Consider the following 25,569-nt stretch of genomic DNA (forward strand, 5'->3'; position numbering starts at 1 on the left):
GAGCATGATGACCGACGCGCCCCTCGCACTGCCTGCCGACCACCCCTACGGGCCCCACCACCTCCCCTACGGCGCCATCGGCGTCGGCGACGAGGTCCACCTGGCCGTCCGCATCGGCGACCACGCCCTGGACCTCGCCACCGCCGCCGCACGGACTCCCTGGGCCGCCGAGCTGGCCGAGCCCACCCTCAACGCCTTCCTCGAGCTCGGCCCCCGGGCCTGGGCCGGGCTGCGCAGCTGGCTGCAGGAGCGCCTCGGCGACGAGGCCGGCCGGGCCGAGCTGGGCCAGCACCTGCACGCTCTCGACGGGCTCACCCTGCACCTGCCCTTCCGGGTGGCGGACTACGTCGACTTCTACGCCAGCGAGCAGCACGCCTCCAACGTCGGATCGATCTTCCGCCCTGACGGCGACGCCCTGACCCCGAACTGGAAGCACCTGCCGATCGGCTATCACGGCCGCAGCTCGACCGTCGTGGTCAGCGGCACCGACATCGTCCGGCCCACCGGCCAGCGCAAGACCCCTGCCGACCCCGCCCCGGTGTTCGGCCCGAGCATCAAGCTGGACATCGAGGCCGAGCTCGGCTTCGTCGTCGGCGGCTCCACGCCGGTCGGGAGCCGGGTCAGCGTCGACGAGGCCGCCGACCATCTCTTCGGCATCGCCCTGTTCAACGACTGGTCCGCCCGGGACATCCAGGCCTGGGAGTACGTCCCCCTCGGCCCGTTCCTGGGCAAGAGCTTCGCCTCCTCGATCGCCGCCTGGATCACCCCGATGGCTGCGCTCGAGTCGGCCAGGGTCGACCTGCCCGCGCAGGATCCCGAGCCGCTGCCCTACCTCCAGGGCTCCGACGGCTCGCTCTTCGGCCTGGACCTGACCATGGAGGTCCGCCTCAACGGCACGGTGATCTCCCGCCCGCCCTACGCGACGATGTACTGGTCCCCCACCCAGATGCTGGCCCACATGACGGTCAACGGTGCGGCGCTGACCAGCGGCGACCTCTTCGCCTCGGGCACGACGTCGGGCGACGACGTGGCCCAGCGGGGCAGCCTCCTGGAGCTGACCTGGAACGGCTCGGAGCCGCTCACGCTGGAGGACGGCAGCACCCGCACCTTCCTCGAGGACGGGGACACGGTGACGATCACCGCCACCGCTCCCGGCCCCGACGGCACGACCCTCGCCCTGGGCGAGGTCAGCGGCACCATCCGCCCGGCCGGCTGAGGAGCCTCGTCAGCGCTTCCTGACGACGTTGCTCCGTGCGGCCTTGTCGTGGAGAGCCTGACGCTTGTCGTCCCACAGCGGCCAGAGGCCGTTGACGAGCGCGAAGATCGAGCCGATCGTGTTGATCAGCTGCGGCAGGTTCCAGATCGCCGCCCGGATCGCCGACGGGCCCCACTGCAGGTTGCCCGCGGCCTCCCGCAGCCGGACCCGCAGGCCCAGCGCGAGCTTGCCCAGGGTGCCCCCGAGCAGGGTGGTCAGGACGGTCTCGTAGACCAGGCCGAACACGACCGAGGCGATCGTGATCCGGAAGAAGCCCTGGGCCAGGTCCGGCGGCATCGACAGGACGGCCGACGGGTCGGCGATGGCCTCGCCATAGCGTGCCCAGAAGTCCGGGATGCCGCTGATCATCGGTGACAGGAGGGCGACGACGGCGGCGAGGAGGATCGAGTCGATGATCCGGGCGAGCAGCCGCATACCCCAGCCGGCCAGCGGCTGACCGTCGGGCGTGCGGTCACGCGGACCGCCCTGCGTCTGGTAGCCCTGCCCCGGCATCGGCTGCCACTGCTGCTGGCCCCACTGCCCGTCCGCAGGCTGCTGTCCCCAGCCCTGCTGCTGACCGGGCTGCTGCGCAGGCTGCTGCCCGTACTGCTGACCAGGCTGCTGGCCCCAACCCTGCTGGCCCCACTGCTGCTGACCTGGGGCCTCGCCCCACGTCTGCGCGCCGCTCTCGGCCCCCTGCGCGGCGCCGTCGGCCTGCAGGTTGCGACCCGCCTGCTCCAGGTTGGGCTTCTGCTTCGGGCTGACGTGGTTGGTCCACTGCACGCCGTCCCAGTAGCGAAGGTTCTGCTCGTTCTCCGGGTCGTCGTACCACCCTGCTTGCTGGCTCATTCCCCCATCGTCGCACGCCGACGGCTCAGGGGCGCCGGTCTGTGCACACCCTCAGCCTTCCGGCAGCTGTCCACCGACCCGCTGGACGAGCTCGGCCGCCCACAGCCGCGCATCCGCACGGACCTCCTCCGTCGCTCGGCCCGGCAGCAGGTCGTCCCAGTGCGACAGGAATGTCCCCCGCAGCTGGAGCATCCCGGTCGGTCTCGCGTAGAGCCACCAGTGCAGGTGCTCACCGCCGTCGCCCCAGCGCGCCACCTGGATCCGGGGTATGGAGAGGCTCGCCCGGGCGGCGTCCTCGATGGCCGTGAGCAGCTCACCCTGGCGGGCCGCCTCCGCCGCGGTGAGATCACCGAGGTCGGCGTGCCGCCGGGGCATGAGGAAGGCCGCGAAGGGCAGCGACGAGTCCAGCCCGGCCCCGACGTAGAACAGGTCGTCCCACCACACCGCTCCCCCGGCCTGCGGGTCCAGACCGGTCGCGCAGCTGCGGCAGTCGACCCCTCCCGCACCGTGACGGTCGGGCTCGACCTCGGCCGGCGGCTCCAGCGGCTTGGGCGTCAGCGTCCCGGTCCAGGGCCAGCTCGACCACTGCTGCAGGTCGCTCTCCCGATAGCCGTCGGCCTCCAGGGCTGCGGACACACGGGCGTACCACTGGGCTGGTGTCTCTGGCATGGCGTCCACCCTAGGACCCGACCCGCCGGTAACCTCCCGCTCATGGCCAGCCCCCACCAGCACCGGGCCGTGAGCAGCCTCCAGGCTCTCGTCCAGGTCCCGTCCGTCTCCCACCCGGACCCTGCCCTCGTGGACACGGCCGCCTTCGACCAGCTCCTGGACGTCCTGCGCGAGCGCTACCCGCTGATCCACGAGCGCCTCGAGGTGACCCGCCACAGCGGGCACGCGCTCCTGATCCGGTGGGCCGGCTCCTCCTCGGACCGGCCCGTGGTGCTCATGGCCCACCTGGACGTCGTCCCCGTCGAGGGCCAGGGCGGATGGACGCATCCGCCCTTCGGCGCCGAGATCCACGACGGGATGGTCCATGGCCGCGGCACCCTCGACGACAAGGGCCAGCTGGTGACGATATGCGAGGCGGTCGAGGGCCTGCTCGCCGACGGCTTCGTCCCCGCCCAGGACGTGTGGCTGTCCTTCGGCTGCGACGAGGAGGTGTCGGGCGGCTCCGCCCCCGAGGCCGTCCGGCTCCTGCGCGAGCGCGGGGTGCGGCCGTGGTTCGTCCTCGACGAGGGCGGCGCCGTCGCCCACGGCGCCTTCCCCGGCGTCCGGGCGCCCGTCGCGGTCGTGGGAGTCGCCGAGAAGGGCACCACCGACGTCCGCCTCGTCGCCCAGGGCCGTGGCGGTCACGCCTCCACCCCGGCCCGCAGGGGCCCGACCTGGCGGATCGCCCGTGCCATCCAGCGCATCGAGGCCCACCCGATGCCCGCCTCCCTCCCCGACGCGACCGTGGAGCTGCTGACGCGGCTCGCCCCGCACCTGCCTGCACCTCTGCGTTCCCTGATGTCCCGCGCCGACAGGCTCCGCCCCGCACTCACCCGCGCGCTGCTGGCCGCGGGCCCCGAGCCCGCCGCCATGGCCCGCACGACCGTCGCCGCGACGACGCTGCGGGGCAGCCCGGCGCACAACGTGATCGCCACCCGCGCCGAGGCCGGCCTCAACATCCGGGTCGCGGTGACCGACACCGTGGAGGACGTCCTCACCCACCTCCGCAGGACGGTCAAGGACCCCGAGGTGAGCATCGAGGTCCTGGACGCCGGCGCCCCCAGCCCCGTGTCCCCATACCTGGACGAGCCCGCCTTCGACCTGATCACCGGCGCGGTCGAAGAGGTCTTCCCCGACGCGATCGTCTCCCCCTACGTGATGATGGCCGCGACCGACTCGCGGCACTTCACCGCCATCTGCGATCGGGTCTACCGCTTCGCCCCGCTGCGGATGACCAAGGAGCAGCGCGAGAGCATCCACTCCTACGACGAGCGGGTCGGCTGCCAGGACCTGGTCGACGGCGTCGCCTGGACCCGCCTCCTCCTCGAAAGGCTCCCCCGATGACGCACCACGAGAGCTCGGGCCAGGGCCCGGCGTCGACCCGGCCCGACAACTCCCGCGGAGGCCTGCCCGCTCCCGTCACGGGCCTGGCCACCGTCGTCGGCTTCCTGGTCCTGGTCGAGTTCGCCAGCGGCATCCTCCAGGGCTACTACACCCCGATCTACCCCCAGATCGCCGAGCACCTGAGCATCCACGAGGGCGACCTCAACTGGGCCGAGGCGGCCCAGCTGGTCGTCTCGGCCCTGTGCATCCCCCTGCTGTCGCGCCTGGCCGACATGATCGGCCACAAGCGCGTCCTCCTCATCTCCACCGCCGTCACCGCCCTGGGCTCGTGGATCCTGGCCTTCGCCCCCTCCCTGACGACCTTCATCATCGGCTGGGCGATCCAGGGCGCCTACGTCATCTGGCTGCCGATCGAGGTCGCACTTATCCACCGCCGCACCCGCCGCAGCGGCCGCCAGGAGCTGCTGACCCGGCGCGGCGCGGCCGTGCTGGTCGGCGCGCTGGAGCTGTCGGTCATCATCGGCGCCCTCGCCAGCGGCGTGCTCGTCTCGAGCATGGGGATGAACCTGCTCCTCGCCGTCCCGGCGATGGTGGTCACGGCGGTCTTCTTCGTCATCCTCTTCGGCATCGAGCAGGCGCCGGGCGACGACCGCGACGCGGCCTTCGACCTCGGTGGCCTCGCCCTGATCTCCCTGGCCCTCGTCGTCCTCATGGCCGGCCTGGTCCAGCTGAGGCTCTCCGGCCCCGCAGATCTCCTGGCCTGGGTGACGATCCTGGCCTCCCTGCCGGTCTTCTGGTGGTTCGTGCGCTACGAGCTCGCCCACCCCCAGCCGGTCCTGGACGTGCGCATGGTCGCCTCCCCCGGCCAGTGGCCGGTCCAGCTGACCGCGTTCCTCTTCGGCATGCCGGTGCTGGGCGCCCAGCTGCCCCTGTCCACCTTCGCCCAGGCCGACCCGGAGCAGCGCGGCTACGGCCTCGGCGCCGAGCCGGCCTTCATGTCGGTGCTCATCGGGATCTACGTCATCTCGATGGCGGTGGGTGCCTTCAGCCTGCCCCTGACCACCCGGCTCGTGGGCGGCACCCGACGCGCGCTGATCCTGTCCTGCCTGCTCATCGGCATCGGCTACGCCCTCTGGCTGTTTTTCAACGAGCACACCTGGCAGGCCCTGCTCAACATGGCCGTCGCCGGCCTCGGCTCCGGCGCGCTCGTCGCGGCCCTGCCCGCCGCGGCGGCCGCGGCCGCACCGCCGGAGCGCACCGGGATCGCCACCGGCCTGACCAATGGCACCAAGACCGTCGGGGGCGCGATCGCCTCGGCGATCTTCGCCATCGCCCTGACCGCCACCGGCTCGTTGGAGGGCCCGCAGGAGGTGGCGCCCTTCGCGGGCTATCTGACGGTATGGGGCGTCTGCTCGGCGGCCGCCTTCCTCGCCGCCGTGGTCCTCCTGGCCGCCCCGAAGGAGTCCTTCGACGACTCCAGGATCAGGGAGCGACCCACGGTGGTCTGAGGAGACGGGAAGCCCATACCCCCTGGGGTCGGACGTGTGGGGCGAGGGGAGCCCCATACCCCCGCCCTCGGGACGTCGCGGCTCAGCGGGGCGGCCCGCCCCCTTCCGGGGACGGGCCGCCTGGCTGTGTGGCTGGAGGGCTGGCCTCAGAGGTTGCCGCGCTTGTCCTGCTCGCGCTCGATCGCCTCGAAGAGGGCCTTGAAGTTGCCCTTGCCGAAGCCGAGCGAGCCGTGGCGCTCGATCAGCTCGAAGAAGACCGTCGGACGGTCCTGCACCGGGCGGGTGAAGATCTGCAGCAGGTAGCCGTCCTCGTCGCGGTCGACGAGGATGCCGCGGCTCTGCAGCTCCTCGATCGGGACGCGGACCTTGCCGATGCGCTCGCGCAGCTCGGGGTCCTCGTAGTAGGAGTCCGGAGTCTCGAGGAACTCGATGCCGTTGGCGCGCATGTGGTCGACCGTGGACAGGATGTCGTTGGTCGCCAGGGCCAGGTGCTGGGCGCCGGGGCCGCGGTAGAACTCGAGGTACTCGTCGATCTGGGACTTCTTCTTGGCCACGGCCGGCTCGTTCAGCGGGAACTTCACGCGGTGGTTGCCGTTGGCCACGACCTTGGACATCAGGGCGGAGTAGTCGGTGGCGATGTCGTCGCCGATGAACTCGGCCATGTTCACGAAGCCCATGACCTTGTTGTAGAACTCGACCCACTCGTCCATCTTGCCCAGCTCGACGTTGCCGACGATATGGTCCAGGGCCTGGAAGAGACGCTTGGGCTCGCCCTCGCGCTTGGTGTAGGTGGAGTCCTTCTCGACGTAGCCGGGCAGGTAGGGGCCGGTGTAGCCGTAGCCCTCGCCCTTGCGCTGCACGAGTGTGTGGCGGGTCTCGCCGTAGGTGGCGATGGCGGCGATCCGGACCTTGCCGTGCTCGTCCTCCATGTCCTCGGGCTCCTGGAGGACGGTGGCGCCGATGGAGCGGGCGTGCTCGATGCACTTGTCGACGTCCGGGACCTCGAGGGAGATGTCGATGACGCCGTCGCCGTGGCGGCGGACGTGGTCGTGCAGCTGGCTCTCGGGGTCGACGCCGCCCTTGATGATGAACTTGATCGAGCCGGCCTTGAGGACGAAGGCCTTGTGGTCGCGGTTGCCGGTCTCGGGGCCGGAGTAGCCGATCAGGTCCATCCCGAAGGCGGACTGGTAGTAGTGCGCGGTCTGGGTGGCGTTGCCCACCGCGAAGACGATGGCGTCCCAGCCGGTCACCGGGAAGACGTCGGTGGACTCGTCGTAGGGCACCAGGCCCACGAGCTGCTTGAGCTGGTCGAGCTCGAGGTTGGCCTCGCGCTCCTGGTCGGTGAGGACGGCGGTGTCAGTCATACGCCCGAGGGTGGCGGTCCGGGGGTATGTGGTGCAAGTCACCGTGGCCACGGTGATCACCCTGCACAGATTGACCTGCCCTGGAGCAGGTCTGGTAGACAATCTGTCCATGACTGGCGTGATCGACGACCTGGATGCCCGGCTGCTGACCCTCCTCGACGAGGAGCCCGGTATCGGCGTCCTGGGCGCCTCGCGACGCTTGGGCGTGGCCCGGGGGACGGTGCAGAGCCGGCTGGACAAGCTCCTGGACCGTGGGGTGATCCGCACCTTCGCCCCGCAGCTGGACCCGGCCGCCCTGGGCTATCCGGTGACGGCCTTCTGCACCCTGGAGATCCGGCAGGGCACCGGGGGCGGGCCGGTCGTCGACCACGTGCTGGCCATCCCCGAGGTGCTGGAGGCCCACACCATCACCGGCTCGGGGGACCTCATGATCCGGGTGGTGGCCAGGGACAACGCCGACCTGCAGCGGGTCATCGACGAGGTGGTCGCCCACCCGATGGTGGACCGGTCCTCGACGGTGATCTGCCTGTCGACGCGGATCCCGCACCGCACCCTCCCGCTGGTGCAGCAGGCGGCCGGCTGAGGCTCAGCGCCGTGGGGACCCGCATCATCGCGCGGCGCCGACGATGATCGCCGACAGGACCATGCCGCTGACCACCCGGCTGGTCAGGTGCGCCTAGCCGTTGGTCACCGCGCGGCCGATGGCGCCGGCCGCCGCGAGCACCGCGTTGGAGACGGCGTCGTCGAGCGCGGTGGTGGAGACCACCCCGACCGAGGCCTCCAGGCCGGGGACGCCGGGGACCGGCGCGGCCAGCCCGTGCGCGCCCTGCTGGAGCTCCCCGGAGGTGACGACGGGTGCACCGGTCCCCCGGCGCGCCTCAAGGATCGCCCGGCCGGCCGCGCCCAGCGTGAGCGGGTGCCGGCTGCCGACGCGGTAGGAGATGTGGAAGTCGGTCCAGCTGGGCTCCACCACCGCGAGCGCCAGCGCCTGCTCCCCCTCGGCCACGGTGAGGTGGGCGGTCGCGCCGACCTGGTCGGCCAGCTCACGCAGGACCGGTCTGGCCGCCTCGACGAGCATGGGCCGCACCGCCAGCTGGAGCCGGGTCACGCCCAGGCCCAGGCGGACCCGCCCGTCGGAGCCGCGCGTCACGAAGTCCCGCGCCTCGAGCGTCGCGACGAGCCGGTAGACGACCGCGCGTCCCACGCCGAGCTCGCCGGCCAGCTCGGTGATCGTCATGCCCCGGACGTGCCCGGGCGCGCCGAGGTGCAGCAGCACCTGCAGGCCCCGGTCCAGGGTCTGCGCGGTCTCCGGGCGTGGCTCCATCCCGGCAGGGTAGCCGGGCCTCTCAGCCGCGGGGGTCGGACACCCGGGCCAGCACGAGCGGCCAGCCGCTCGAGGTCGCCGATAGACGGACGAGGTAGGGCCGGTCGAAGGTCAGGACCAGCGGGTCCTGCGGCGGGGCCGCGCCCGCTTCCGCCCAGATCTCGGTGACGACGGCAGCGACGGTCCCCTCCTCGTCGACCTTCAGCACGCCCTGCTGGGCGGCCTGGGAGATGAAGAGGGGCTCGGCGCTGCTGATCTGCGGGAGCCCGCCGGGGGCCAGGAGGTCCGGAGCCGCCTCGGAGAGGAAGGGCTCTAGGTCGACCGCGGTCGTCAAGTCGGCCCGGGGCAGGCCCAGCAGCACCTCGGTGGTCGCGCCGTCGCCGCAGCCCAGGTCGGCGACGATGCCGGCGAGCTGCTCCGGTGTCAGGGCCTCGGGGGCCGTGCCCTCCGGCGGCAGGACGAAGTCGGCGACGACCTCCCCGCCCTGGTAGGGAAGCCGGACGGCCCTCCAGCCGTCCACCTCCGCCACGCACCGCCGGGCCAGCTGGTGCATGGTCTTGACCGGCACCACCCGGCCGTCGCCGAGGGTGAAGTCGACGTCCGTGGTCACCTCGGCCTGGAAGGGCCGCTCCCACCGGGCGGCCAGGACGAGGGCGTTCTGCCACACCAGGCGCAGCTCGGGATCGGGCTCGATCGCCGACTCCTTGACGAGCCCGCCGGACTCCCTGCGCACCCAGGCGTCCAGGACCTCCTTCCCCTCTTCCGATCCGAGGTCCGTGGAGGTGAGGCCCACCCCATACCCGGCGGAGAGACGGTCGAGGTAGCCCTGCTCGATCTGGGCCCGGTCGTCGACCGTCACCTGGTTGGCGAGGTGGACCAGGGTCGTCTCCGGCAGCTCGTCCTTGGCGGCCAGGGCCGGGTCTCCATCGAGCGGCTGCAGGTCGGCCAGGAGCGCGTTGACGGCGTCCGTGCGGTCCTGGCCGCTGGCTCCGAGCAACGCGTCGAGCTGCGTGGCGGCCGCCCCGGCGGCCCCCTCGCCGACCATCGAGAGCGCCACCTGGGCGCCGGCCGGCGAGGCGACGGCGTTGCCGGGGTCGGCCGTCCGCAGGATCTGCAGCCCCATCACGTCCGCGGCCGAGACCACCGCCGGCAGGGCCGTCGCCGACCGGGGATCCACCTCCGTCCTCGGCTTGGCGCCGGTGAGGTCCTCGCCCGCCGCGCGCCCGCAGGCGGAGAGAGCGAGCATGGACACCGCCCCGAGGACGAGGAGCCGTATGGTCGTTCGCTTCATGCGCGTGAGACTACCGACGGGGGCCTGCGGTTCCGTCTTTCGTCGCGCTCTTCGCGTCGAGCCCCGACCCGGCGCTCGGCGTCATCGCCGACCGACGAACCAGTTGCGGATCTTCTCGATCCTGGCCTGGACCTGCTCGGAGGACGCGGTGGCCAGCTCCGGCCCCCCGCAGGTGCGGCGCAGCTCGGCATGGACGACGGCGTGCGGCTGGCCCTTCTTCTGGGCATAGGCGGACACCAGCTTGTTGAGCTCCTTGCGGTGCTCGGCCAGGGCTCGGTGCGCAGACACGGCTGCGGCACGCTCCTTGCCACCGCCACGAGAGACCTGCTTCTTCTGACGCTCCCGCAGGACGTGGGCGACCTGGTCGGGCTCGAGGAGACCCGGCAGGCCGAGATACTCCTCCTCGTCCTCCGACCCGGGCAGCCCGCCGAGGCCGAACTGCTCGGCGTCGAAGAGCACGTGGTCGAACTCGGCCGCGGAGTGCAGCGCCTCGAACGACCCCTCGAGATCGTCGCTGGCCCCCTCCTGGGCGTTGGCCGCCGCCAGGAGTCCGTCCTCCTCGGACCAGAGCTGCTCCTCGTCGTCCTGATGGCGCGGCTTGTTGAGGGCGTGGTCGCGCTCGACCTCCATGGAGCCGGCATGGCCCAGGATGGGGGCGACGCTGGGCAGGAAGACCGAGGCCGTCTCGCCTCGCCGGCGGGCACGCACGAAACGGCCGATCGCCTGGGCGAAGAAGAGGGGCGTCGAGGTCGAGGTGGCGTAGACCCCGACGCACAGGCGCGGCACGTCCACCCCCTCGGAGACCATGCGGACGGCGACCATCCAGCGAGAGGTCCCCTCGGCATACTGCTCGATCTTGGCCGAGGCCCCGGCGTCGTCGGAGAGCACGACGGTCGGCTTCTCCCCCGTGATGGCCTCGAGCTGGCGCGCGTAGGCCCGGGCGCTGCTCTGGTCGGTCGCGATGACCAGGCCGCCGGCGTCCTCGACATGACGCCGCACCTCGCTGAGCCGCTTGTCCGCCGCCGCGAGCACCGACGGCACCCAGTCGCCGGCGGGGTCGAGCGCGGTCCGCCAGGCCTGCTTGGTCACGTCCTTGGTCAGCGGCTCCCCCAGCCGGGCCTCGATCTCGTCGCCCACCCGGGTCCGCCAGCGCATCGTCCCGCCGTAGGCCAGGAACAGGACCGGGCGCACGACCCCGTCCCGGAGAGCCTCCGCATACCCGTAGGTGTAGTCGGCCGAGGAGCGCAGGACGCCCTCGTGGTCCATCTCGTAGCGCACGAACGGGATGGCCGCCGTGTCGGAGCGGAACGGGGTCCCGGTCAGCGACAGCCGCCGCGTCGCCGGCTCGAAGGCGTCCCGGATCGCCTCGCCCCAGGACAGCGCGTCGCCGCCGTGGTGGACCTCGTCGAGGATGACCAGGGTGCGCGCCGCCTCGGTGCGCGCGCGGTGCAGCAGCGGCTTGCTCGCGACGCCCGCATAGGTCACCGCGACCCCGTCGAAGTCGGCGCCGTGCCGCCCCTGCGCGTTGGCGAAGCGCGGGTCGATGCGGATGCCGACCTTCGCCGCCGCCTCGGCCCACTGGACCTTGAGGTGCTCGGTCGGGGCCACGATGGTGATGCGGGTGATCTCTCCCCGCTCCAGGAGCTCGGTGGCCACGCGCAGCGCGAAGGTGGTCTTGCCGGCCCCCGGGGTGGCGACGGCCAGGAAGTCGCGGGGGCGCTCGGTCAGGTAGCGCTCGAGAGCCTCGGCCTGCCAGGCCCGCAGCTTGCCGGCGGTTCCCCAGGCCGCTCGCTCCGGGTAGGCGGGAGACAGGTGGGAGGCTGCAGAGATCGACATGGCCGACCCAGGATAGGTGCTTTTTCGGGACGACTCACCCGGCGCGGCGACGCGCCGCGCCGACCTGCGGGGCGTGGTATGGCGTGTCCCTCACCCCGGGTGCGCGGCCGCTTCCCTCCCTACACTGGGGGCCATGAGCCTGCACATGTCCGACCAGCCCCTGGACGCCCCCGAGGCGCCCGCCCAGCCCTCCACGCAGACCGCACTGCTCGAGCGCGAGGACACCCGGGTCGAGGAGGACCTGCAGGAGCCCGGCGATCACGAACGCTTCTCCCACTACGTCCGCAAGGAGAAGATCCTGGAGAGCGCGCTGAGCGGCTCCCCCGTCATCGCCCTGTGCGGCAAGGTCTGGGTGCCCGGCCGCGACCCCCAGAAGTTCCCGGTCTGCCCGATGTGCAAGGAGATCTACGACGGCCTCCGCGACCCCCAGGACGGCGGCCCAGGATCGGGTGGGTCCGGCGGGTCTGGCTCGGGTGGGTCCGGCGGCGACGCCTGACTCCCCCGACTCCCGACCGGCGACACACTCTGCTCGTCAGCTCAGTTGAGCTCCGGGCTGTCCGTGTAGGTCGTCACCAGCGAGACGCTCGAGCGCTGCCGCAGCAGCACCTCGCGCCACAGGTCACCGGTGTCGTCGTGGAAGGGGTCGCGCGGCTCGCGCGGCACGACATACCAGGCGCCCTGCCGGATCTCGGTGTCCAGCTGGCCCGGCCCCCAGCCGGCATAGCCGACGAAGATCCGGAACGCTCCGAGCTCCGGCACGACCAGCGGCGCCGGCGCGTCGAGGTCGACCAGCCCGATGCCGCCGAAGAGCAGCTGGGTCCCCAGCGGCGCGTCACCCTCGTGCCCGGGCAGGCTGACCAGACCCATCGCCGTGTCCATCCCTACCGGTCCCCCGCGGAAGATCACTCCCGGAGCGGTGACGAAGGGCTGCCACTGCGGCAGAACGGCGTCGACCTGGGCCTCGAGGGGGTCGTTGAGCACCAGCCCGTGGGCTCCCTCGTCGTCATGGTGCAGGACGAGCACCACCGACCTCTCGAACGGATCACCCGTCAACGGCGTCGCCACGAGCAGGCTCCCGGTCACCTCGCCGGTCGGCTGCTGGGGCGTGCTCATGGCTCCATCATCGCCGACCGGGGTCGACGTGCACGGCGGACCACCTCGACGAGCAGGACCCCGACCAGGATGCCGACGAGATTGGCCACGGTGTCCAGCACGTCCGGCATCCGCAGCGGAGCGACCCAGGACTGCACCAGCTCGCTGACGAGGGCGTGCCCCACCATGGCCGCCACCAGCCATCGGGCACGGAGCGCCCAGGCTAGCGCCGCGGGGACACCGAAGCCGAGCAGATGGTTGACCTTGTCCAACCGGGAGACCGCCTCGGGCCCGGGGACGGTGTCGGCATAGAGGCCGTAGAGCTGCACCCCGACCAGCACGACGAGCACCACCCACCAGAGCGTGCGGGCACGCTCCGCACGCCCGAGCGCCGCACGGCCGAGCGCCGCACGGCCGACGACGCCGCTGCGAGCCTCCCCGCCCGGCTCCCCCGAGGTCAGGAGACCGTCTCCCCCCGGAGCTCACGTGCCGTGGTCTCGACGGCCCGCGCGACTGCCTTGGTGGCCTCCGGGTTGAACACGCTGGGGATGATGTAGGTCGGGTTGAGCTCCTCCGGCGTCACCACGTCGGCCAGGGCGCTGGCCGCGGCGAGCAGGAGCTGGTCGTCGATGTGGTCGGTCGCGGCGTCGAGCAGTCCGCGGAAGACGCCGGGGAAGACCAGGACGTTGTTGATCTGGTTGGCGAAGTCGCTCCGCCCGGTCGCCACGACCTTGGCGTGCTTGCCGGCATCGACCGGGTCCACCTCCGGGACCGGGTTGGCCATCGCGAAGACGATCGCGTCCTCGTTCATCTGCGCGATGTCCTCGCCGGTGAGGATGTTGCCCGCCGAGACTCCGATGAAGACGTCCGCCCCGACCAGCGCCTCCTTCAGCGTCCCGGTCTCCATGGCCTGGTTGGTCTGGCTGGCGATCCACGCCAGGTTGCCGTTGCGGCCCGAGACGACGTCGGAGCGGCGAGAGTGGATGACGCCGTTGACGTCGGCGACGACGAGGTCGCGGGCGCCGGCCAGCAGGAGCAGCCGGATGATGGCCGACCCGGCGGCCCCGGCCCCCGACATGACGATCTTGACGTCGTCGATCTCCCTTTCCACCACGCGCAGCGCGTTCTTGAGGGCGGCCAGCGCGACGATCGCGGTGCCGTGCTGGTCGTCGTGGAAGACGGGGATGTCCAGCTCCTCGCGCAGGCGCTGCTCGATGTAGAAGCAGCGGGGCGCCGAGATGTCCTCCAGATTGATGCCCGCGAAGCCTGGCGCCAACGCCTTGACGATCCGCACGATCTCGTCGGCGTCGTGGGCGTCCAGGCAGATCGGGAAGGCGTCGATGTCGGCGAACCTCTTGAACAGCGCGGCCTTGCCCTCCATCACGGGCAACGCCGCGAGCGGGCCGATGTTGCCCAGGCCGAGGACCGCCGTGCCGTCGGTGACGACGGCCACCGTGTTGCGCTTGATCGTCAGGCTGCGGGCGTCCTCGGGGTTCTGCGCGATCGCCTGGCAGATCTTGGCCACGCCTGGGGTGTAGACCAGGGACAGGTCGTCGCGGTTGCGGATCGGCAGCTTGGACTTCACCTCGAGCTTGCCGCCGAGGTGGGCCAGGAAGGTGCGATCGCTGACCCGCCCGATCTCCACGCCCTCCACGGTGGCGATCGCCTCGACCACCTCGGCGGCGTGCCCGGTCCCCCGGGTCGCGATGGTCAGGTCCGCCTGGAGCCGCTCCGTGCCGGACTCGCTGATGTCCACCGCCGTCACCATGCCGCCGACGTCCGAGACCGCGGTGGTGATCTCGCTGACCGCCGTGATGCGGGCCGGGAGCTCGAGACGGACGGTGATGGAGTTGGACACGGAGGGCACGGGGCTCATGACTTCCATTGTCCCGCATCGGGCGGAATGCCTCGGACACCTCGGGGCGTTGAGCCTGGCATGACCACTGTGAACCTGACCGCAGAGACGTTCGAGCAGACCGTCACCGGCAACGACATCGTCCTGGTGGACTGGTGGGCCGAGTGGTGCGGACCCTGCAAGATGTTCGCCCCCATCTACGACAAGGCCGCCGACCAGCACGGGGACGTCGTCTTCGGCAAGGTCGACACCGAGGACCAGCAGGCCCTGGCCGCCGGCGCGGGCATCACCTCGATCCCCACGATCATGGCCTTCAAGGAGGGCGTCCTCGTCTTCCGCCAGTCCGGCGCGCTGCCGGGCCGCGACCTCGACTCGGTCATCGAGCAGGTCAAGGCCCTCGACATGGACGAGGTCCGCGCCAAGATGGCCGCGCAGTCCGGCGACGCCGGCACCCAGGCCTGAGCACACGGCATACCTCCCCTCCACCTCCTGCCGGACGAGGAGGGGAGGGTATGCGGAAGGCCCTCACCCGATCCGGGTGAGGGCCTTCTGGCTGACGCGCGACGACCCGCACAGCGTGAGACACGAGAGTGGAGGTGGCGGGAAACGTGCCTGTATCGCTCTGACCTGCGGAGATATGGGCCTCAAGCAGCGTGTGCCAGTTCTGAGACAGGTCTGAAGGGTGCTTCTGCTCACTTTTGCCCCGACGCCGCTGCAGCCGAGGCTCGACTGCCACTGCCCTACCAGCGACGGCTATGCAGACACCTCCAGCACCGCCGACGACGTCGGGTTACACGTGTGCCACATCGCAGTGCAGCAGTCCAGCAGAGCCTGCGAAGCTGTAAGAGCGGCACGTCGCCGTGCAGTTCTGCCAGCTCACAGAGCCTGCTCCGTACGCGGCCCGAACGACGACGGCGGGCATACCACTCCCCCGTGGGTTCAGAGTGCTTGGTCGCGCAGACGTACAGCTTCGGCGAGGACGTCAACGCCGTGCCCGATGTCCACCAGGTCGGTCCACTCCTCGGGGCAATGGCTTCGTCCTGCTCGTGAGGGCACGAAGATCATCGCGCTTGGCATCATCGCAGACATCTCGACGCTGTCGTGCGTAGCACCTGAATACACGCGGAGTGCCTCGTGCCCAACGTTTGCTGCTGCGGCGATGGCGAGGTTCGAGAGGGCCTCATCCATCACCGCGGGAGCATCCGTCTTCCACATCAACTCGGAAAGGGTGCGGTGTCGTGCGTCCAGTTCGGGCACTGTCTGGGCGAACGCTCGCTGCAGCTCGTAGAGCTGCCTCTCGTCGGGACTTCTGAACTCTCCTGTGACTCGAGCATCTTCGGAGATGGTGTTGGTCAACGGACTGGTTGTGGTGACTGCACCGACCGTGCCGACGGTGTCGGTGCCGCTGGCCGCTATGCGTTGCACCGCCAGGACAGCGTCAGCGGCGCAACAGAGCGCATCTGCTCGTGTCGTCATGGGTGTCGTGCCTGCGTGGTCGCGGCGTCCCTGCACTTCGAGCGCGAAGGTGCTGATGCCGCACACGCGAGTGACGACACCGACACTCGCTCCCGCTTCCTCGAGGTGGGGGCCTTGCTCGATGTGGAGCTCGAGGTAAGCGGCGACGTCTCGACGGTCCCAGCGGGCGGATGCGACACGATCCGGTGAGCGTCCACCGGCGGCCATGAGCTCGGCCAACGTCCGGCCCTCGTCGTCCGTGGCGCCCAGCGCCTCTGCTCCAAGCGTCCCTGCGACGGCTCGCGATCCCACCAGCTTGACCCCTTGGGGATTGCCTTCTTCGTTGGAGAAGTCGACAACTCTCAATCCGTGCCGCAGCCGGACGTCTGAGCGCTGCAGTACGCGGATCACCTCGAGTGCACCCACCACCCCGACGATGCCGTCGAAACGGCCACCGCCAGGCACTGTGTCGCTGTGGCTGCCGATCACGATGTCCGGCGCATTCGGGTCTTGACCCTCTAGGCGACCAATCACGTTGCCGACTGGGTCGGTGGAGACCGAGAGTCCTAGAGCCCGCATCTGTCCGTGGATCCAGTCGCGCGCAGCCGCGTCCTGCTCGCTGAAGCCGGTGCGGGACCAGCCGGGCAGATCGCTGTCCACGAGCGTTGACAGGTGGGCGATGCCGTCGCTGACCCATTGAGTGTCCGCGCTGTTGAGGGCGCTCATACCGGGTTCCGGCTCGACATCTGGGCACCGTGGAAGGTGGTGCTCTCTGCCGCGAGCGCGACGGCCCGACGGGTCGCGGTCACGAGGTCGCTGCCTTGGCTGAGTCCGTAAGCCAGTACGCCGCAGAACACGTCGCCAGCTCCGCTGGTGTCGACGGTATTCACGGTCGGGGCAGGGACGTGCGTAGCTGCTCCGTCAACGGTCTGGAACACGGCCGCGCCCAGGGCGCCGAGCGTTACGACGACGGCGCCGCGGTACTCTAGCCCGCTGACGCAGTCCGTTACCTCATCGAGGGTCGTGGGCACCTCTCGGCCGGTGAGCTGCGCTAGCTCGGACTGGTTGGGCACCAGAATGTCGGTCAGCGGCAGGACGGAGGCGAGTCGATCTGCCGACATCATGGGCGCCGGATTGAGCACAAAAGTGCGCCGTGGGTTCTGCTCGGCAGCGGCCCGAACCGTCTCAAGCGGCACCTCGAGCTGGCACAGCACCACAGGTGCCTCGATCTCGGCCAGGACCTCGTCGACGTGCTCGGTGGAGAGCAGCGCGTTGGCGCCCGGGTTGACCACGATCAGGTTCTCTCCGGAGTCGTCGACGATCACGGTGGCCGTCCCCGTCGGGGCCTGGGTCAGGTGCGTCCCGGAGATGTCGACCCCGTGGCTACGTAGGCTCTCCCGCATCGTCTCGCCGGCCGAGTCCCGGCCCAGGGCACCGATGAAGTGCACCTTCCCTCCGTCGGCCGCGGCGGCTACCGCCTGATTCGCTCCCTTCCCACCGGGGGTGACGCTGCTGCCGCTGGCGAGCATCGTCTCCCCCGGCGAAGGCACACGACGCACCCGAAGCGTGGTGTCGAGGTTCGCCGACCCAACGACAATGACATCAGCCCGCTGAGTCACGCGGCAGCCCCGAGCTTGTCGAGGGCCTCAAGCACGATGCGCCAGTAGCCGTCTCGATCAAGGACCGTGGCGACCTGGGCGTTGGGGGCCTGGTCGGGGTAACGCTCGTGCAGATCCACCACGGTGGTGCCGCGGGTCCATCGGCCCTCAAGCTCGACAGCGAGGAACGCCTCGCGCCAGGTCACAACCCCGGGGTCGATGAGGGCCACGATCGTGCACGGGTCGTGAACCGGCGGCGCGTCGAACTCCCAGACCTTGCGGTAGGAATCGCCGAAGAAGCCCATCCAGCCAGCGCAGATCTGACCGACGCTGTGTTGCATGTCAGACATGCGCTGGACGACCTCCGGGGTGGCCAGTGCCTGGTGCGTCAGGTTCAGGCCGATCATGCGGACCGGCACGCCGGTCCGGAGCACGACGTCGAGGGCCTCGGGGTCGGCGTAGGTGTTGAACTCCGCCGTCGGAGTGTGGTTCCCGCGTTCGGTGGAACCGCCCATGAAAATGATCTCGTCAATGCGCGGGGTGAGCTCGGGATGCTGCTGGAGCAGGCGGGCCATGTTGGTCATCGGCCCGGTGACTGCCAGCGTGACCTTCTCCTCCGAGTCACGCAGGACATCGGCGAGCAGTTCGACCGCGTCCTGGGCGACCACCTCCATACCCGGCTCCGGCAGGTCCGGCCCGTCCAGACCGGAGACACCGTGGACGTAGTTGCCGAGGGCCAGCTCGCCGGTCAACGGCCCGGAAGCACCCTTCGCGACGGGCATGTGCGTCGCGCCGGCCAGCGTCAAGATTCGCAGGGCGTTACGAGTGGCGTCCTCGACCGAGCAGTTGCCGAAGCAGGTGGTCACCGCCTTCAAGTCAAGCGTCGGGGAAGCCACGGCTAGGAGCAGGGCGAGGGCGTCGTCGTGCCCGGGGTCGCAGTCGATGATCAGGGGGCGCGTCATCGGATCTCCTCACCGGCGAGCCAGCGCAGCATTCCACCCACGAGGGGGGCGAAGCCGTCCCAGTCCAGGAACGGCTGGGGGCACCAGTGCGGGCCGATGTCGGTGGACCACGCGAGGCTGCGTCCCCGCCCGACGCTCTGGGTGGCCAGGAGGACGTCCTGCCCCACCGTGGCGATGACGTCGGCACCCTCCTTGGCGTGGACCTCGTTGTAGCCGAGCAGATGCGGCGCCCCGTGCACCAGACCGGTAAGCGGATGGTCGGTCTGCGCGACCGAGACCTCGGCCCCCTCGGGCGCCTCGATGCGGTCATCGCAGGTCAACATCGTGACCGGCAGCACGTCCGCGAGCGGGCTGCGGGCGAAGTTGGCCACCGCGTTGATGCCCTGGAAGCTGAGGTAGCCGCCGGCCATCATGAGCCCGCCCCCGGCGTTGGTCCATTCGACCAGGGCCTTGAGGGAGTTGGCGCTGCGTTCGCCCTTGCCCCACGTCTCGGGGGTCAGGACGAACGAGTTGTACCCGATGTCGGAGATGATCACCACGTCGTAGGCGGACAAGGCCTCCACGGTGCGGGGGAATCTGGCTGGCACGTCGTGGCCGTACATCTGCTCGACCTCGATCCCCTGGGAAGCGGCCGCCTTGATGAAGGCGTCAGCGCCGGTGTCGAACGTGGTGCTGGTGAAGATGTCGAAACCCTTTTGGTGGGTCTCGTGGACGACCCAGCTTTCGCCAGCCAAGAGCACGCGCGGCATGAGTTCTCCTTTGTCTTAGGTGGATCTGCCCATGAACAGGGCTTGGGGGTTATGGACGAGCAACCGGTCGGTGACCTGAGGGGTCAGTCCGTGTCGGTGCAGGCGCGGAACGAAGTACTGGAGGATGTGGCCGTAACCGGGACCGCCATGGGCGCGCAGAAGCGACTTGAGGAAGATGTCCTGGGAGATGAGCAGCTGGTCGGTCCACCCGCGCTCGACCAGGCGGGTCAGCCAGGCGGCGTTCTCCTCGTCTGAAGGACATTGCACGCCTTGGTCGGCGTAGAAGACCTCCATGCCGATCATGTCGTACTGGACCCACGCGCCACGGCGTAGCAGCTCCTCCTGGTAGGCCAAGTCGGCGCCTGAAGGACCCATGTGACACAGCACAACCCGCTCGGGGGGCACGCCGTGCGCCTCGGCGACGTCGAGCACCTCGTGACCTCGCTTGAACCAGGCCGGCAGGTGCACCTGCACCGGTAGACCGACCTCTCGCTGGGCGAGGAAGGCCCCGGCAAGGCTGCGTCGCTCAGGTTCGGGGAACTCGGCGCCGACGCCGATCTCGCCGATGATGCCGGGCCGGGCGCCACCGTGACCTTCTTGAAGGTCCTCCAGGATCTGTTCGGCGATGGCGTGCGCGTCAAGGTGCCGCATCTGCGGCGGATGACTCGGCGCGAGGTAGTAGCCGGTGCCGGCCACGATGTGCACGCCGCTGCGCTCGCTCACCGTGCGCAGGTCGCGCAGACGGCGCCCGGAGTTCATGCTGGTCGTGTCGATGATGGTGCGCCCGCCCAGGCTGCGGTATCGCTCGACCTCGGCGACCGCCAGGCCGATGTCGTCCAGGCGACAGTTGTCCAGGTTGCCGAAAGGGTCGTGCCTGAGGTCCCACAGGATGTCTTCGGACACGGGGTGCTTGGCGTACGCCTGAGGGTCCCAGCCGCGCGCGCTGGTGGTGTGCGCCCAGGACGTGACGTCGTTGAGGACGTGCTCGTGCGTGAGGGTGACGCCCATGTCCTGGACCGGGATCGGCCCCCGGACGGTGACGACCTGGGCCTCTGGCTGCGCGGAGGCGAGGTCCGCTGTGGTCACTTCCGTGTCCCGGAGAACCGCCCAAAGAGCTTGGTGTTCATCAAGATGGCCAGGACCAGGATGAGCCCTTGGACGATGGGCACCCAATACACGTCGACGCGCAGCAGGACCAAACCGTTGCTGATGATGCCCAGGGTCAGGGCTCCGATGGCCGAGCCGATGACCGAGCCTCGGCCTCCCATCAGACTGGTGCCACCGAGCACGACCGCCGTGATGACCTCGAGCTCGAACATGGTGCCCGAGTTCGGTGATCCACTGGCCAGGCGGGCAGCGGTGATGACGCCGGCGAGTGCCGCGGCGAACCCGGTGAGCGCCAGAACCCCCATTTGGATCTTGCGGATGTCAACACCGGCACGGCGAAGGGACTCGGCGTTGGATCCGACCGCGATGACGTATCGACCGAAGCGGGTGTGGTTGAAGACGTACCAAGCAAGGACGACTGCTGCAATGGCGATCCAGGTCGGGGTGTAGAGCCCCAGCAGCTTCCCCTGCCCGATCGGCAGGAGGAAGGTCGACGCGATTGGCGTGCTGTATCCCTCGGTGACGAACAGTGCCAAACCGCGGAAGGCCGTCAGCGCGGCAAGGGTGACGATGAAGGACTGCATACGGCCGTAGGCCGCGAGCGCGCCGTTGACCATCCCCACGACCAGTCCGAGCACGAGCGTGCCCAGGAGGGCGACCACCGGGTTGCCGGTGGCTGCCCACATTCCGAGCAACGCGGCGGACAGGCCGAGCACGGAGCCCACCGACAGATCGATCTGGCCGGTGGTGATGACGAAGGTCATCGCCATCGCCACGATCACCGTGGGCGCGATCTGGCGCAGGACGTTGACGAGGTTGTCGGCGGTGAGGAAGGCGTCCGCACGGACGGAGAAGAAGAGGAAGAGCAGGACGAAGACGACAGTGATGGACAGGACGCCAAAGTGGCGGCTGACAAAGGTCAAGAGGTGTCGCTCGCGCTTTCCTGGGGTGGGCACGGTGCTGGTGGTGGTCGTCACGAGGCGCTCACTTTCCCATCATGGCGGTGACCAGTTCGGTCAGATCGGTCTCGGCGGGGTCGAGCTCGCGGTGCAGCACGCCCTCGTACAGGACCACGAAGCGGTCGCACACTTCGAAGAGGTCCTGCAGGCGGTGAGTGATCAGCACGACGCTGACGCCGCGCGCTGAGACGTCGCGGATCAGCTGCAGCACCATCTCGACCTCCTTGGCCGCCAGTGCAGCGGTCGGCTCGTCGAGCACCAGGACCTTGGGGTCGAAGGTGACCGCCCGGGCGATGGCGATCGCTTGCCGCTGCCCTCCGGACATGTTCCCGACCTCCTGAGAGGTGTCCGAGATCCGGATGTGCAGCTTCTTGAGATCCTCAGCAGCTTCCGCGTGCATGCGGCCGTGGTCCAGACGTCGGCTCCACGGCTGGTAGATCTCGCGGCCCAGGAACAGGTTGGCCGCGACGTCGAGGTCGTTGCACAGGGCCAGGTCCTGGTACACCATCTCGATGCCCGCGGAGCGGGCCGCCCGCGGCCCCGAACCGGTCATCTCCTCACCGTCGACGAGAATGCGGCCGGAGTCGGGCGTGACAGCCCCAGCCAGCATCTTCATCAGGGTGGACTTGCCGGCGCCGTTGTCACCGACGAGGCCGATGACCTCACCGGGGGCGACCCGGAGGTTGACGCCCCTGAGCACCGACAGGGCACCGAACTTCTTGCGGATGTCCACCATCTCTACACGAGCAGTGGGTGTCATGGGTTCAACCTCCGGGTCGTTAGGCATCGGGACGGGGATCAGTTGAAGATCGACCGGTACTCCTCGACGTTCTCCTGGGTCACGATGTCGATCGGGACATCGATGAACCCCTTGGGCTCGGCTCCGTCGAGAATCGCCTCGAGCTCGGTGACCGCCTCCACACCCTCCTGACGGGGGTTCTGCTGGATGACGGCATGAACCAGTCCGCTGTCGATACCAGCAATGACCTCCTTGGTCAGGTCCCAGCCGACGATCACCGTGTCGCTGTCGGTGCTCAGCGCCGAGACGGCACCGACCGTGGCCGGCTCACCCGTGGTGTAGACGAAATCCAGGTCAGGCTGGGCGGTGACCAGGTTCTGGGCCGCGGTCGCAGCCTTCTCCTGCACGTTGTCGCCGTTGACGCTCTGGGTGTACTCGGCACCGGCCGCGTCGATCACCTCGCGGAAGCTGTCCTCGCGCTGGTTCTGGATGAAGGAGTTCTTGGCATCAACCACGCCGTAGCTCTTGCCCTCGGCCATGCCGTTCTCAATCAACCACTCGGCCGCCTCCTTGCCTGCAGCCTCGTTGTCGACACCCACGAACGTGTCCACGTTGTCCAGCTGTGCGTCGATGGCGACGACCGGGATGTCCTGGTCGCGGGCGGCGTCAACCGCGGGCTTGACGCCGTTGACGTCAATCGCGACGACGATGATCCCGTCGACCCCCTGGCTGACGAAGTTCTCGATGTCGCTGCTCTGCCGTGCCGAGTCGTTGTTGGCGTTGGCAATCGTCAGCTCACAGCCGAGCTCGTCAGCGGCCTCCTGGGCACCCTCGTTCATCTGGGTGAAGAAGATCGCGGTCTGGTTGATCTGCGTCATGCCGATCGTGCAGGAATCGGACGAGCCGTTGTCACTCCCTGCGGCGGCGTCGGGGGTGGTCGGCTCCTCGTTCCCGGTGCTACATGCAGCCAGGAGCGTCGTAGCCATTGCTGCGGCGGCGAGGGCGGTGAGACGGGGACTGGTCGTTGTCATGATGCCTCCATGCGGGATCCTCGGAAAACGTTTACCGAGCGGGTGGTGGACACGTTAGCCTGTCCACCACCCCCCTTGGCAAGAGGTCGCCTCGCTGGATTCGGTCACGATTCGGTCACGAGACACAGAGGCGCAGGGGTGACGACAGAACGAGGCAAGGAGGGGCGAATGCCTGGCAAGCGGGTCACGATCAGGGACGTCGCCGCCCACGCGGGGGTCTCTCTAGCGACGGCGTCCAGGGCTCTCAGCGGAACTCGCCCGATGTCCGAGGAGTTGCGATCCCGTGTCATGGCCAGCGCCGCGGAGCTCAACTACCAGGTGAACCTTCTGGGGCGGGCGCTGCGCCAGCAGCGCCACCCCGTAGTGGGTCTCAGCGTGCCCGACCTGGAGAACCCGTTCTTCGCATCCCTCACCGAACACATGAGCCGTACGATGCGAGCCGCAGGCTTCGAGCTACTGGTCTCCAGCGCTGGAGGGTCGGTTGAGGCCGAGGCGGAGGGCGTGCGCGCCTTTCTCGGGCGCCAGGTCCACGCCGTCGTGATCATCGCGTGTGACGAGGTGGAAAGCGCGGAGACCGTCCAGTTTGCATCTGCGACAGCTCTGACGATTCAGTTCGACCGCAGGGTCGAAGGAGCCCCGGCGACGTTTGTCGGTTGCGACAACCGGTACGGCATGGACCTCATCGCCGAGCACATCCACAAGGCCAACCCACCAGCCGAGGAAGTCATCTTCGTTGGAGCTGGCGCTAAGTCATCGTCGGCGAGAGAGCGTCTGCAGGGCTTTGAGCAGCACTTCCCCCGCGCCCGTACCATGCTCGGGACCTTCACGCTGGCCTGGGGAATCGCGGCAGCGGAGCAACTCATCGACGAGGGGACGCGCAACGCAACTCTCGTAGCTGCGGCAGACATCATCGCTCTAGGCCTGATCTCGGGACTGCGCAGCCACGGCATCCGCGTCCCTGAGGACTTCCGCGTGATCGGCTTCGACGGCATCGGGCCGGCCGCCTTCGCCCATCCCCCGCTCACCACCGTGCGCCAACCCGTCGACGACATGTGCGAGTCGATCCTTGAACTAGTCCGTGGGAACTCCGACGATCTCGATCGAGGGACATCGCCCCATGGCAAACAAGTGCTGCATTTTGAACCGACGCTGGTCCTTGGCAGTTGAATCCGCGACAGCGCATCGCATCGGTCTGAGATCTCTGGCGCAGGCCGGACTAACCTGCAGCCAGGCACAGCGCCGGCCCGCCGTGAGGTTGCGCGACTCCCCCGCCAGCAGTATCGGCCCGGCCCCCGCTTCGCAAACCGCAGTTACGAGCACCTGCCTGTTGGTGCGAGCCACACCGGCCGTATCACCAGCCCAACCGCCGGGTTCTTTGATGCGCGAGTTACCCACCGCCCAGAGCGCCAGATCCTGTGACAACTGTGTGCCAGATCGTTGGCTGGAACCGGGAATCCTGACCGAGTCCGCGGCAGCCACCCGGCCTCCACGCCTGGCGATATCCGCACCGTTGTGCGGATCTCGGCTCTACTAAGGAGGCACTGCACAGCGTGAGACACGAGAGTGGAGGTGGCGGGAATTGAACCCGCGTCCGTTACCGGGAAATCAGGGCTTCTCCGGGTGCAGTGCGCCAAGGATTTTCTCGGCCCCAGGGCTCGCGCGCACACGTTCCCTGACAGGCCCAGTCGAGTTGGAGTCCCGCACGATCCCCCGACATGACCGTGCAGCAAGTTTCCTAGCTGATGCCAGGCACTGAGTCGGAAACTAGCTCAGGCTGACAGACTTCGGGCTCGCTCAGGCGGCGAGGGCGAAGTCGCTGCGCTTGGAGTTGGCAGCTATTGGTTTCGCAAGGAGCGTTGACGAGATGACCTTGCATCCTCGACCCGCTTCCCCTGAAGTGCCGTGCAACGTCGAAACCGATCACCCCCATGGGGTGCCTCACGCTGTGCAGTTGTCGAACTTCGTGCCGCAGCTCGCGGCGGACTGTCCAGTCTAGTCGGTCAACGCGGTCCTGGTCCACGGCATTCCATCCCCTCCCCGTTAGGGTCGGGGATCATGAGCGCCCACCCGCAGACCGGCCCCTCGGGCCCGACCTCCGCCGGACCCGAGCCGCTGGCGATCATGATCGCCTCGATGGCCGGCGCACTCGTCCTGATCGGCGTCGTCCTGGCCGTCCTCGGTGCAGAGCTGGTGGCGCCGCCCACCTGGGTCCTGCTCGTCCTCGGTCTCGCCTGCGCGGCCGCGCTGGCCATCGTCGTGCTCATGCCCGTGCCACGGGCGATCCCTGGCCAGCCCGTCCGGGCACGCGTGCTGACCACCTGCATCCTGAGGGTCACGGTCCTGGAGGCGCCGGCCATCCTCGGGCTGGCCCTGACCATCCTGGGCGATCCGATGAGCCTGCTGACCTACCTGCTCCCCGCGATGTTCAGCCTCGTCGGCATCTGGCTGTTCGCCCGCCCGTCGGTCGTCCGCGCCCGCCTCGAGCGCGCCTGACCGCGGCACCGGGCCAGCTCGCCCGGGCACGACGAAGGCCCGGTCCTGAT

General features: G+C 69.5%; 25 protein-coding genes and 1 other RNA gene. 8 read left to right on the top strand and 18 right to left on the bottom strand.

Annotated elements, in window-relative coordinates:
• Window positions 1-7: 7 nt before the first annotated feature.
• Complete coding sequence (gene fahA / locus ACTMMA_RS10775) at window positions 8-1,216, top strand: fumarylacetoacetase (protein WP_441190126.1); 1,209 nt, start codon at window positions 8-10, stop codon at window positions 1,214-1,216.
• Window positions 1,217-1,225: 9 nt separating this feature from the next.
• Here the strand turns inward: fahA and ACTMMA_RS10780 are convergent, their stop codons facing one another.
• Window positions 1,226-2,104 carry an RDD family protein gene (locus ACTMMA_RS10780; protein ID WP_441190127.1) on the bottom strand — a complete coding sequence of 293 codons (879 nt, stop codon included), beginning with the start codon at window positions 2,102-2,104 and terminating at the stop codon, window positions 1,226-1,228.
• A 51-nt stretch (window positions 2,105-2,155) separates the two neighbouring features.
• Window positions 2,156-2,773 (bottom strand): HIT family protein, encoded by a 618-nt coding sequence (locus ACTMMA_RS10785; protein ID WP_441190128.1) that lies wholly within the window; start codon window positions 2,771-2,773, stop codon window positions 2,156-2,158.
• Between the two features lie 42 nt (window positions 2,774-2,815).
• On the opposite strand from ACTMMA_RS10785, the gene ACTMMA_RS10790 reads away from it, so the two are divergent.
• Together ACTMMA_RS10790 and ACTMMA_RS10795 are read left to right on the top strand one after the other, a co-directional pair.
• Entirely contained in the window at window positions 2,816-4,156 is a 1,341-nt protein-coding gene (locus ACTMMA_RS10790) for a M20/M25/M40 family metallo-hydrolase (RefSeq protein ID WP_441190129.1), read from the top strand.
• Entirely contained in the window at window positions 4,153-5,664 is a 1,512-nt protein-coding gene (locus ACTMMA_RS10795; RefSeq protein ID WP_441190130.1) for an MFS transporter, read from the top strand. Before ACTMMA_RS10790 ends, ACTMMA_RS10795 begins: the two co-directional genes overlap by 4 nt.
• 146 nt (window positions 5,665-5,810) lie before the next feature.
• On the opposite strand, the gene hppD is transcribed toward ACTMMA_RS10795, so the two are convergent.
• Window positions 5,811-7,028 (bottom strand): 4-hydroxyphenylpyruvate dioxygenase, encoded by a 1,218-nt coding sequence (gene hppD / locus ACTMMA_RS10800; RefSeq protein ID WP_441190131.1) that lies wholly within the window; start codon window positions 7,026-7,028, stop codon window positions 5,811-5,813.
• Between the two features lie 109 nt (window positions 7,029-7,137).
• Between hppD and ACTMMA_RS10805 the strand changes: the two genes are divergently transcribed.
• A complete protein-coding gene (locus ACTMMA_RS10805; RefSeq protein WP_441190132.1) occupies window positions 7,138-7,611 on the top strand; it encodes an Lrp/AsnC family transcriptional regulator in 474 nt (157 codons plus the stop codon).
• Between the two features lie 93 nt (window positions 7,612-7,704).
• Here ACTMMA_RS10805 and ACTMMA_RS10810 read toward each other — a convergent pair whose 3' ends face one another.
• From ACTMMA_RS10810 to ACTMMA_RS10820, 3 genes are all read right to left on the bottom strand, one after another.
• Complete coding sequence (locus ACTMMA_RS10810) at window positions 7,705-8,352, bottom strand: IclR family transcriptional regulator (RefSeq protein WP_441190133.1); 648 nt, start codon at window positions 8,350-8,352, stop codon at window positions 7,705-7,707.
• A 22-nt stretch (window positions 8,353-8,374) separates the two neighbouring features.
• Window positions 8,375-9,643, bottom strand: coding sequence for a serpin family protein (locus tag ACTMMA_RS10815; RefSeq protein ID WP_441190134.1), 1,269 nt, complete (start codon window positions 9,641-9,643; stop codon window positions 8,375-8,377).
• Window positions 9,644-9,724: 81 nt separating this feature from the next.
• Window positions 9,725-11,479 carry a DEAD/DEAH box helicase gene (locus tag ACTMMA_RS10820; RefSeq protein WP_441190135.1) on the bottom strand — a complete coding sequence of 585 codons (1,755 nt, stop codon included), beginning with the start codon at window positions 11,477-11,479 and terminating at the stop codon, window positions 9,725-9,727.
• A 133-nt stretch (window positions 11,480-11,612) separates the two neighbouring features.
• Between ACTMMA_RS10820 and ACTMMA_RS10825 the strand changes: the two genes are divergently transcribed.
• The gene (locus tag ACTMMA_RS10825) at window positions 11,613-11,975 is read left to right on the top strand and encodes a DUF3039 domain-containing protein (protein ID WP_441190136.1); all 363 of its coding nucleotides are present in this window, start codon (window positions 11,613-11,615) and stop codon (window positions 11,973-11,975) included.
• A 41-nt stretch (window positions 11,976-12,016) separates the two neighbouring features.
• Here ACTMMA_RS10825 and ACTMMA_RS10830 read toward each other — a convergent pair whose 3' ends face one another.
• From ACTMMA_RS10830 to ACTMMA_RS10840, 3 genes are all read right to left on the bottom strand, one after another.
• The gene (locus ACTMMA_RS10830) at window positions 12,017-12,592 is read right to left on the bottom strand and encodes a YqgE/AlgH family protein (RefSeq protein ID WP_441190138.1); all 576 of its coding nucleotides are present in this window, start codon (window positions 12,590-12,592) and stop codon (window positions 12,017-12,019) included.
• Complete coding sequence (locus ACTMMA_RS10835) at window positions 12,589-12,924, bottom strand: VanZ family protein (protein ID WP_441190139.1); 336 nt, start codon at window positions 12,922-12,924, stop codon at window positions 12,589-12,591. Before ACTMMA_RS10835 ends, ACTMMA_RS10830 begins: the two co-directional genes overlap by 4 nt.
• A gap of 104 nt (window positions 12,925-13,028) precedes the next feature.
• Window positions 13,029-14,447 (bottom strand): NAD-dependent malic enzyme, encoded by a 1,419-nt coding sequence (locus tag ACTMMA_RS10840; protein WP_441190140.1) that lies wholly within the window; start codon window positions 14,445-14,447, stop codon window positions 13,029-13,031.
• Between the two features lie 60 nt (window positions 14,448-14,507).
• Between ACTMMA_RS10840 and trxA the strand changes: the two genes are divergently transcribed.
• Window positions 14,508-14,888 carry a thioredoxin gene (gene trxA / locus ACTMMA_RS10845; protein WP_441190141.1) on the top strand — a complete coding sequence of 127 codons (381 nt, stop codon included), beginning with the start codon at window positions 14,508-14,510 and terminating at the stop codon, window positions 14,886-14,888.
• A 477-nt stretch (window positions 14,889-15,365) separates the two neighbouring features.
• On the opposite strand, the gene ACTMMA_RS10850 is transcribed toward trxA, so the two are convergent.
• Genes ACTMMA_RS10850 through ACTMMA_RS10885 form a run of 8 tightly spaced genes read right to left on the bottom strand, consistent with a single transcriptional unit; the run spans window position 15,366 to window position 22,873 of the window.
• Window positions 15,366-16,607 (bottom strand): M20 family metallo-hydrolase, encoded by a 1,242-nt coding sequence (locus ACTMMA_RS10850; protein ID WP_441190142.1) that lies wholly within the window; start codon window positions 16,605-16,607, stop codon window positions 15,366-15,368.
• On the bottom strand, window positions 16,604-17,500 hold the full coding sequence (locus ACTMMA_RS10855) for a ribokinase (protein ID WP_441190143.1): 897 nt from the start codon (window positions 17,498-17,500) through the stop codon (window positions 16,604-16,606). The genes ACTMMA_RS10850 and ACTMMA_RS10855 overlap by 4 nt, the downstream gene beginning before the upstream one ends.
• Window positions 17,497-18,441, bottom strand: coding sequence for a nucleoside hydrolase (locus ACTMMA_RS10860; RefSeq protein ID WP_441190144.1), 945 nt, complete (start codon window positions 18,439-18,441; stop codon window positions 17,497-17,499). Before ACTMMA_RS10860 ends, ACTMMA_RS10855 begins: the two co-directional genes overlap by 4 nt.
• Window positions 18,438-19,190, bottom strand: coding sequence for a glutamine amidotransferase (locus ACTMMA_RS10865; RefSeq protein WP_441190145.1), 753 nt, complete (start codon window positions 19,188-19,190; stop codon window positions 18,438-18,440). The genes ACTMMA_RS10860 and ACTMMA_RS10865 overlap by 4 nt, the downstream gene beginning before the upstream one ends.
• A 15-nt stretch (window positions 19,191-19,205) precedes the next feature.
• Entirely contained in the window at window positions 19,206-20,276 is a 1,071-nt protein-coding gene (locus ACTMMA_RS10870; RefSeq protein ID WP_441190146.1) for a phosphotriesterase family protein, read from the bottom strand.
• Window positions 20,273-21,274, bottom strand: a complete 1,002-nt coding sequence (locus ACTMMA_RS10875; protein ID WP_441190147.1) for an ABC transporter permease — start codon at window positions 21,272-21,274, stop codon at window positions 20,273-20,275. The genes ACTMMA_RS10870 and ACTMMA_RS10875 overlap by 4 nt, the downstream gene beginning before the upstream one ends.
• Window positions 21,275-21,281: 7 nt before the next feature.
• Window positions 21,282-22,016: an ATP-binding cassette domain-containing protein gene (locus tag ACTMMA_RS10880; protein WP_022920498.1), complete on the bottom strand. Its 735-nt coding sequence runs from the start codon at window positions 22,014-22,016 to the stop codon at window positions 21,282-21,284.
• 38 nt (window positions 22,017-22,054) lie between these two features.
• Window positions 22,055-22,873, bottom strand: a complete 819-nt coding sequence (locus ACTMMA_RS10885; RefSeq protein ID WP_441190148.1) for a substrate-binding domain-containing protein — start codon at window positions 22,871-22,873, stop codon at window positions 22,055-22,057.
• A 321-nt stretch (window positions 22,874-23,194) separates the two neighbouring features.
• Here ACTMMA_RS10885 and ACTMMA_RS10890 point away from each other — a divergent pair, with 321 nt between their 5' ends.
• On the top strand, window positions 23,195-24,193 hold the full coding sequence (locus ACTMMA_RS10890) for a LacI family DNA-binding transcriptional regulator (protein WP_441190149.1): 999 nt from the start codon (window positions 23,195-23,197) through the stop codon (window positions 24,191-24,193).
• A 394-nt stretch (window positions 24,194-24,587) separates the two neighbouring features.
• Here the strand turns inward: ACTMMA_RS10890 and ssrA are convergent.
• Window positions 24,588-24,954: a transfer-messenger RNA gene (gene ssrA, locus ACTMMA_RS10895) on the bottom strand.
• Window positions 24,955-25,081: 127 nt separating this feature from the next.
• Between ssrA and ACTMMA_RS10900 the strand changes: the two genes are divergently transcribed.
• A complete protein-coding gene (locus ACTMMA_RS10900; RefSeq protein ID WP_441190150.1) occupies window positions 25,082-25,519 on the top strand; it encodes a hypothetical protein in 438 nt (145 codons plus the stop codon).
• The last annotated feature ends 50 nt before the right edge of the window (window positions 25,520-25,569 follow it).

This window comes from Ornithinimicrobium panacihumi (assembly GCF_052073805.1).
Taxonomy (GTDB): Bacteria; Actinomycetota; Actinomycetes; order Actinomycetales; family Dermatophilaceae; genus Ornithinicoccus; species Ornithinicoccus panacihumi.

Coding starts and splice junctions, on each gene's coding strand:
- fahA (WP_441190126.1), top strand. CDS start 8: ATGACCGACGCGCCCCTCGCACTGCCTGCCGACCACCCCTACGGGCCC.
- ACTMMA_RS10780 (WP_441190127.1), bottom strand. CDS start 2,104: ATGAGCCAGCAAGCAGGGTGGTACGACGACCCGGAGAACGAGCAGAAC.
- ACTMMA_RS10785 (WP_441190128.1), bottom strand. CDS start 2,773: ATGCCAGAGACACCAGCCCAGTGGTACGCCCGTGTGTCCGCAGCCCTG.
- ACTMMA_RS10790 (WP_441190129.1), top strand. CDS start 2,816: ATGGCCAGCCCCCACCAGCACCGGGCCGTGAGCAGCCTCCAGGCTCTC.
- ACTMMA_RS10795 (WP_441190130.1), top strand. CDS start 4,153: ATGACGCACCACGAGAGCTCGGGCCAGGGCCCGGCGTCGACCCGGCCC.
- hppD (WP_441190131.1), bottom strand. CDS start 7,028: ATGACTGACACCGCCGTCCTCACCGACCAGGAGCGCGAGGCCAACCTC.
- ACTMMA_RS10805 (WP_441190132.1), top strand. CDS start 7,138: ATGACTGGCGTGATCGACGACCTGGATGCCCGGCTGCTGACCCTCCTC.
- ACTMMA_RS10810 (WP_441190133.1), bottom strand. CDS start 8,352: ATGGAGCCACGCCCGGAGACCGCGCAGACCCTGGACCGGGGCCTGCAG.
- ACTMMA_RS10815 (WP_441190134.1), bottom strand. CDS start 9,643: ATGAAGCGAACGACCATACGGCTCCTCGTCCTCGGGGCGGTGTCCATG.
- ACTMMA_RS10820 (WP_441190135.1), bottom strand. CDS start 11,479: ATGTCGATCTCTGCAGCCTCCCACCTGTCTCCCGCCTACCCGGAGCGA.
- ACTMMA_RS10825 (WP_441190136.1), top strand. CDS start 11,613: ATGAGCCTGCACATGTCCGACCAGCCCCTGGACGCCCCCGAGGCGCCC.
- ACTMMA_RS10830 (WP_441190138.1), bottom strand. CDS start 12,592: ATGAGCACGCCCCAGCAGCCGACCGGCGAGGTGACCGGGAGCCTGCTC.
- ACTMMA_RS10840 (WP_441190140.1), bottom strand. CDS start 14,447: ATGAGCCCCGTGCCCTCCGTGTCCAACTCCATCACCGTCCGTCTCGAG.
- trxA (WP_441190141.1), top strand. CDS start 14,508: ATGACCACTGTGAACCTGACCGCAGAGACGTTCGAGCAGACCGTCACC.
- ACTMMA_RS10850 (WP_441190142.1), bottom strand. CDS start 16,607: ATGAGCGCCCTCAACAGCGCGGACACTCAATGGGTCAGCGACGGCATC.
- ACTMMA_RS10860 (WP_441190144.1), bottom strand. CDS start 18,441: ATGACGCGCCCCCTGATCATCGACTGCGACCCCGGGCACGACGACGCC.
- ACTMMA_RS10865 (WP_441190145.1), bottom strand. CDS start 19,190: ATGCCGCGCGTGCTCTTGGCTGGCGAAAGCTGGGTCGTCCACGAGACC.
- ACTMMA_RS10880 (WP_022920498.1), bottom strand. CDS start 22,016: ATGACACCCACTGCTCGTGTAGAGATGGTGGACATCCGCAAGAAGTTC.
- ACTMMA_RS10885 (WP_441190148.1), bottom strand. CDS start 22,873: ATGACGCAGATCAACCAGACCGCGATCTTCTTCACCCAGATGAACGAG.
- ACTMMA_RS10890 (WP_441190149.1), top strand. CDS start 23,195: ATGCCTGGCAAGCGGGTCACGATCAGGGACGTCGCCGCCCACGCGGGG.
- ACTMMA_RS10900 (WP_441190150.1), top strand. CDS start 25,082: ATGAGCGCCCACCCGCAGACCGGCCCCTCGGGCCCGACCTCCGCCGGA.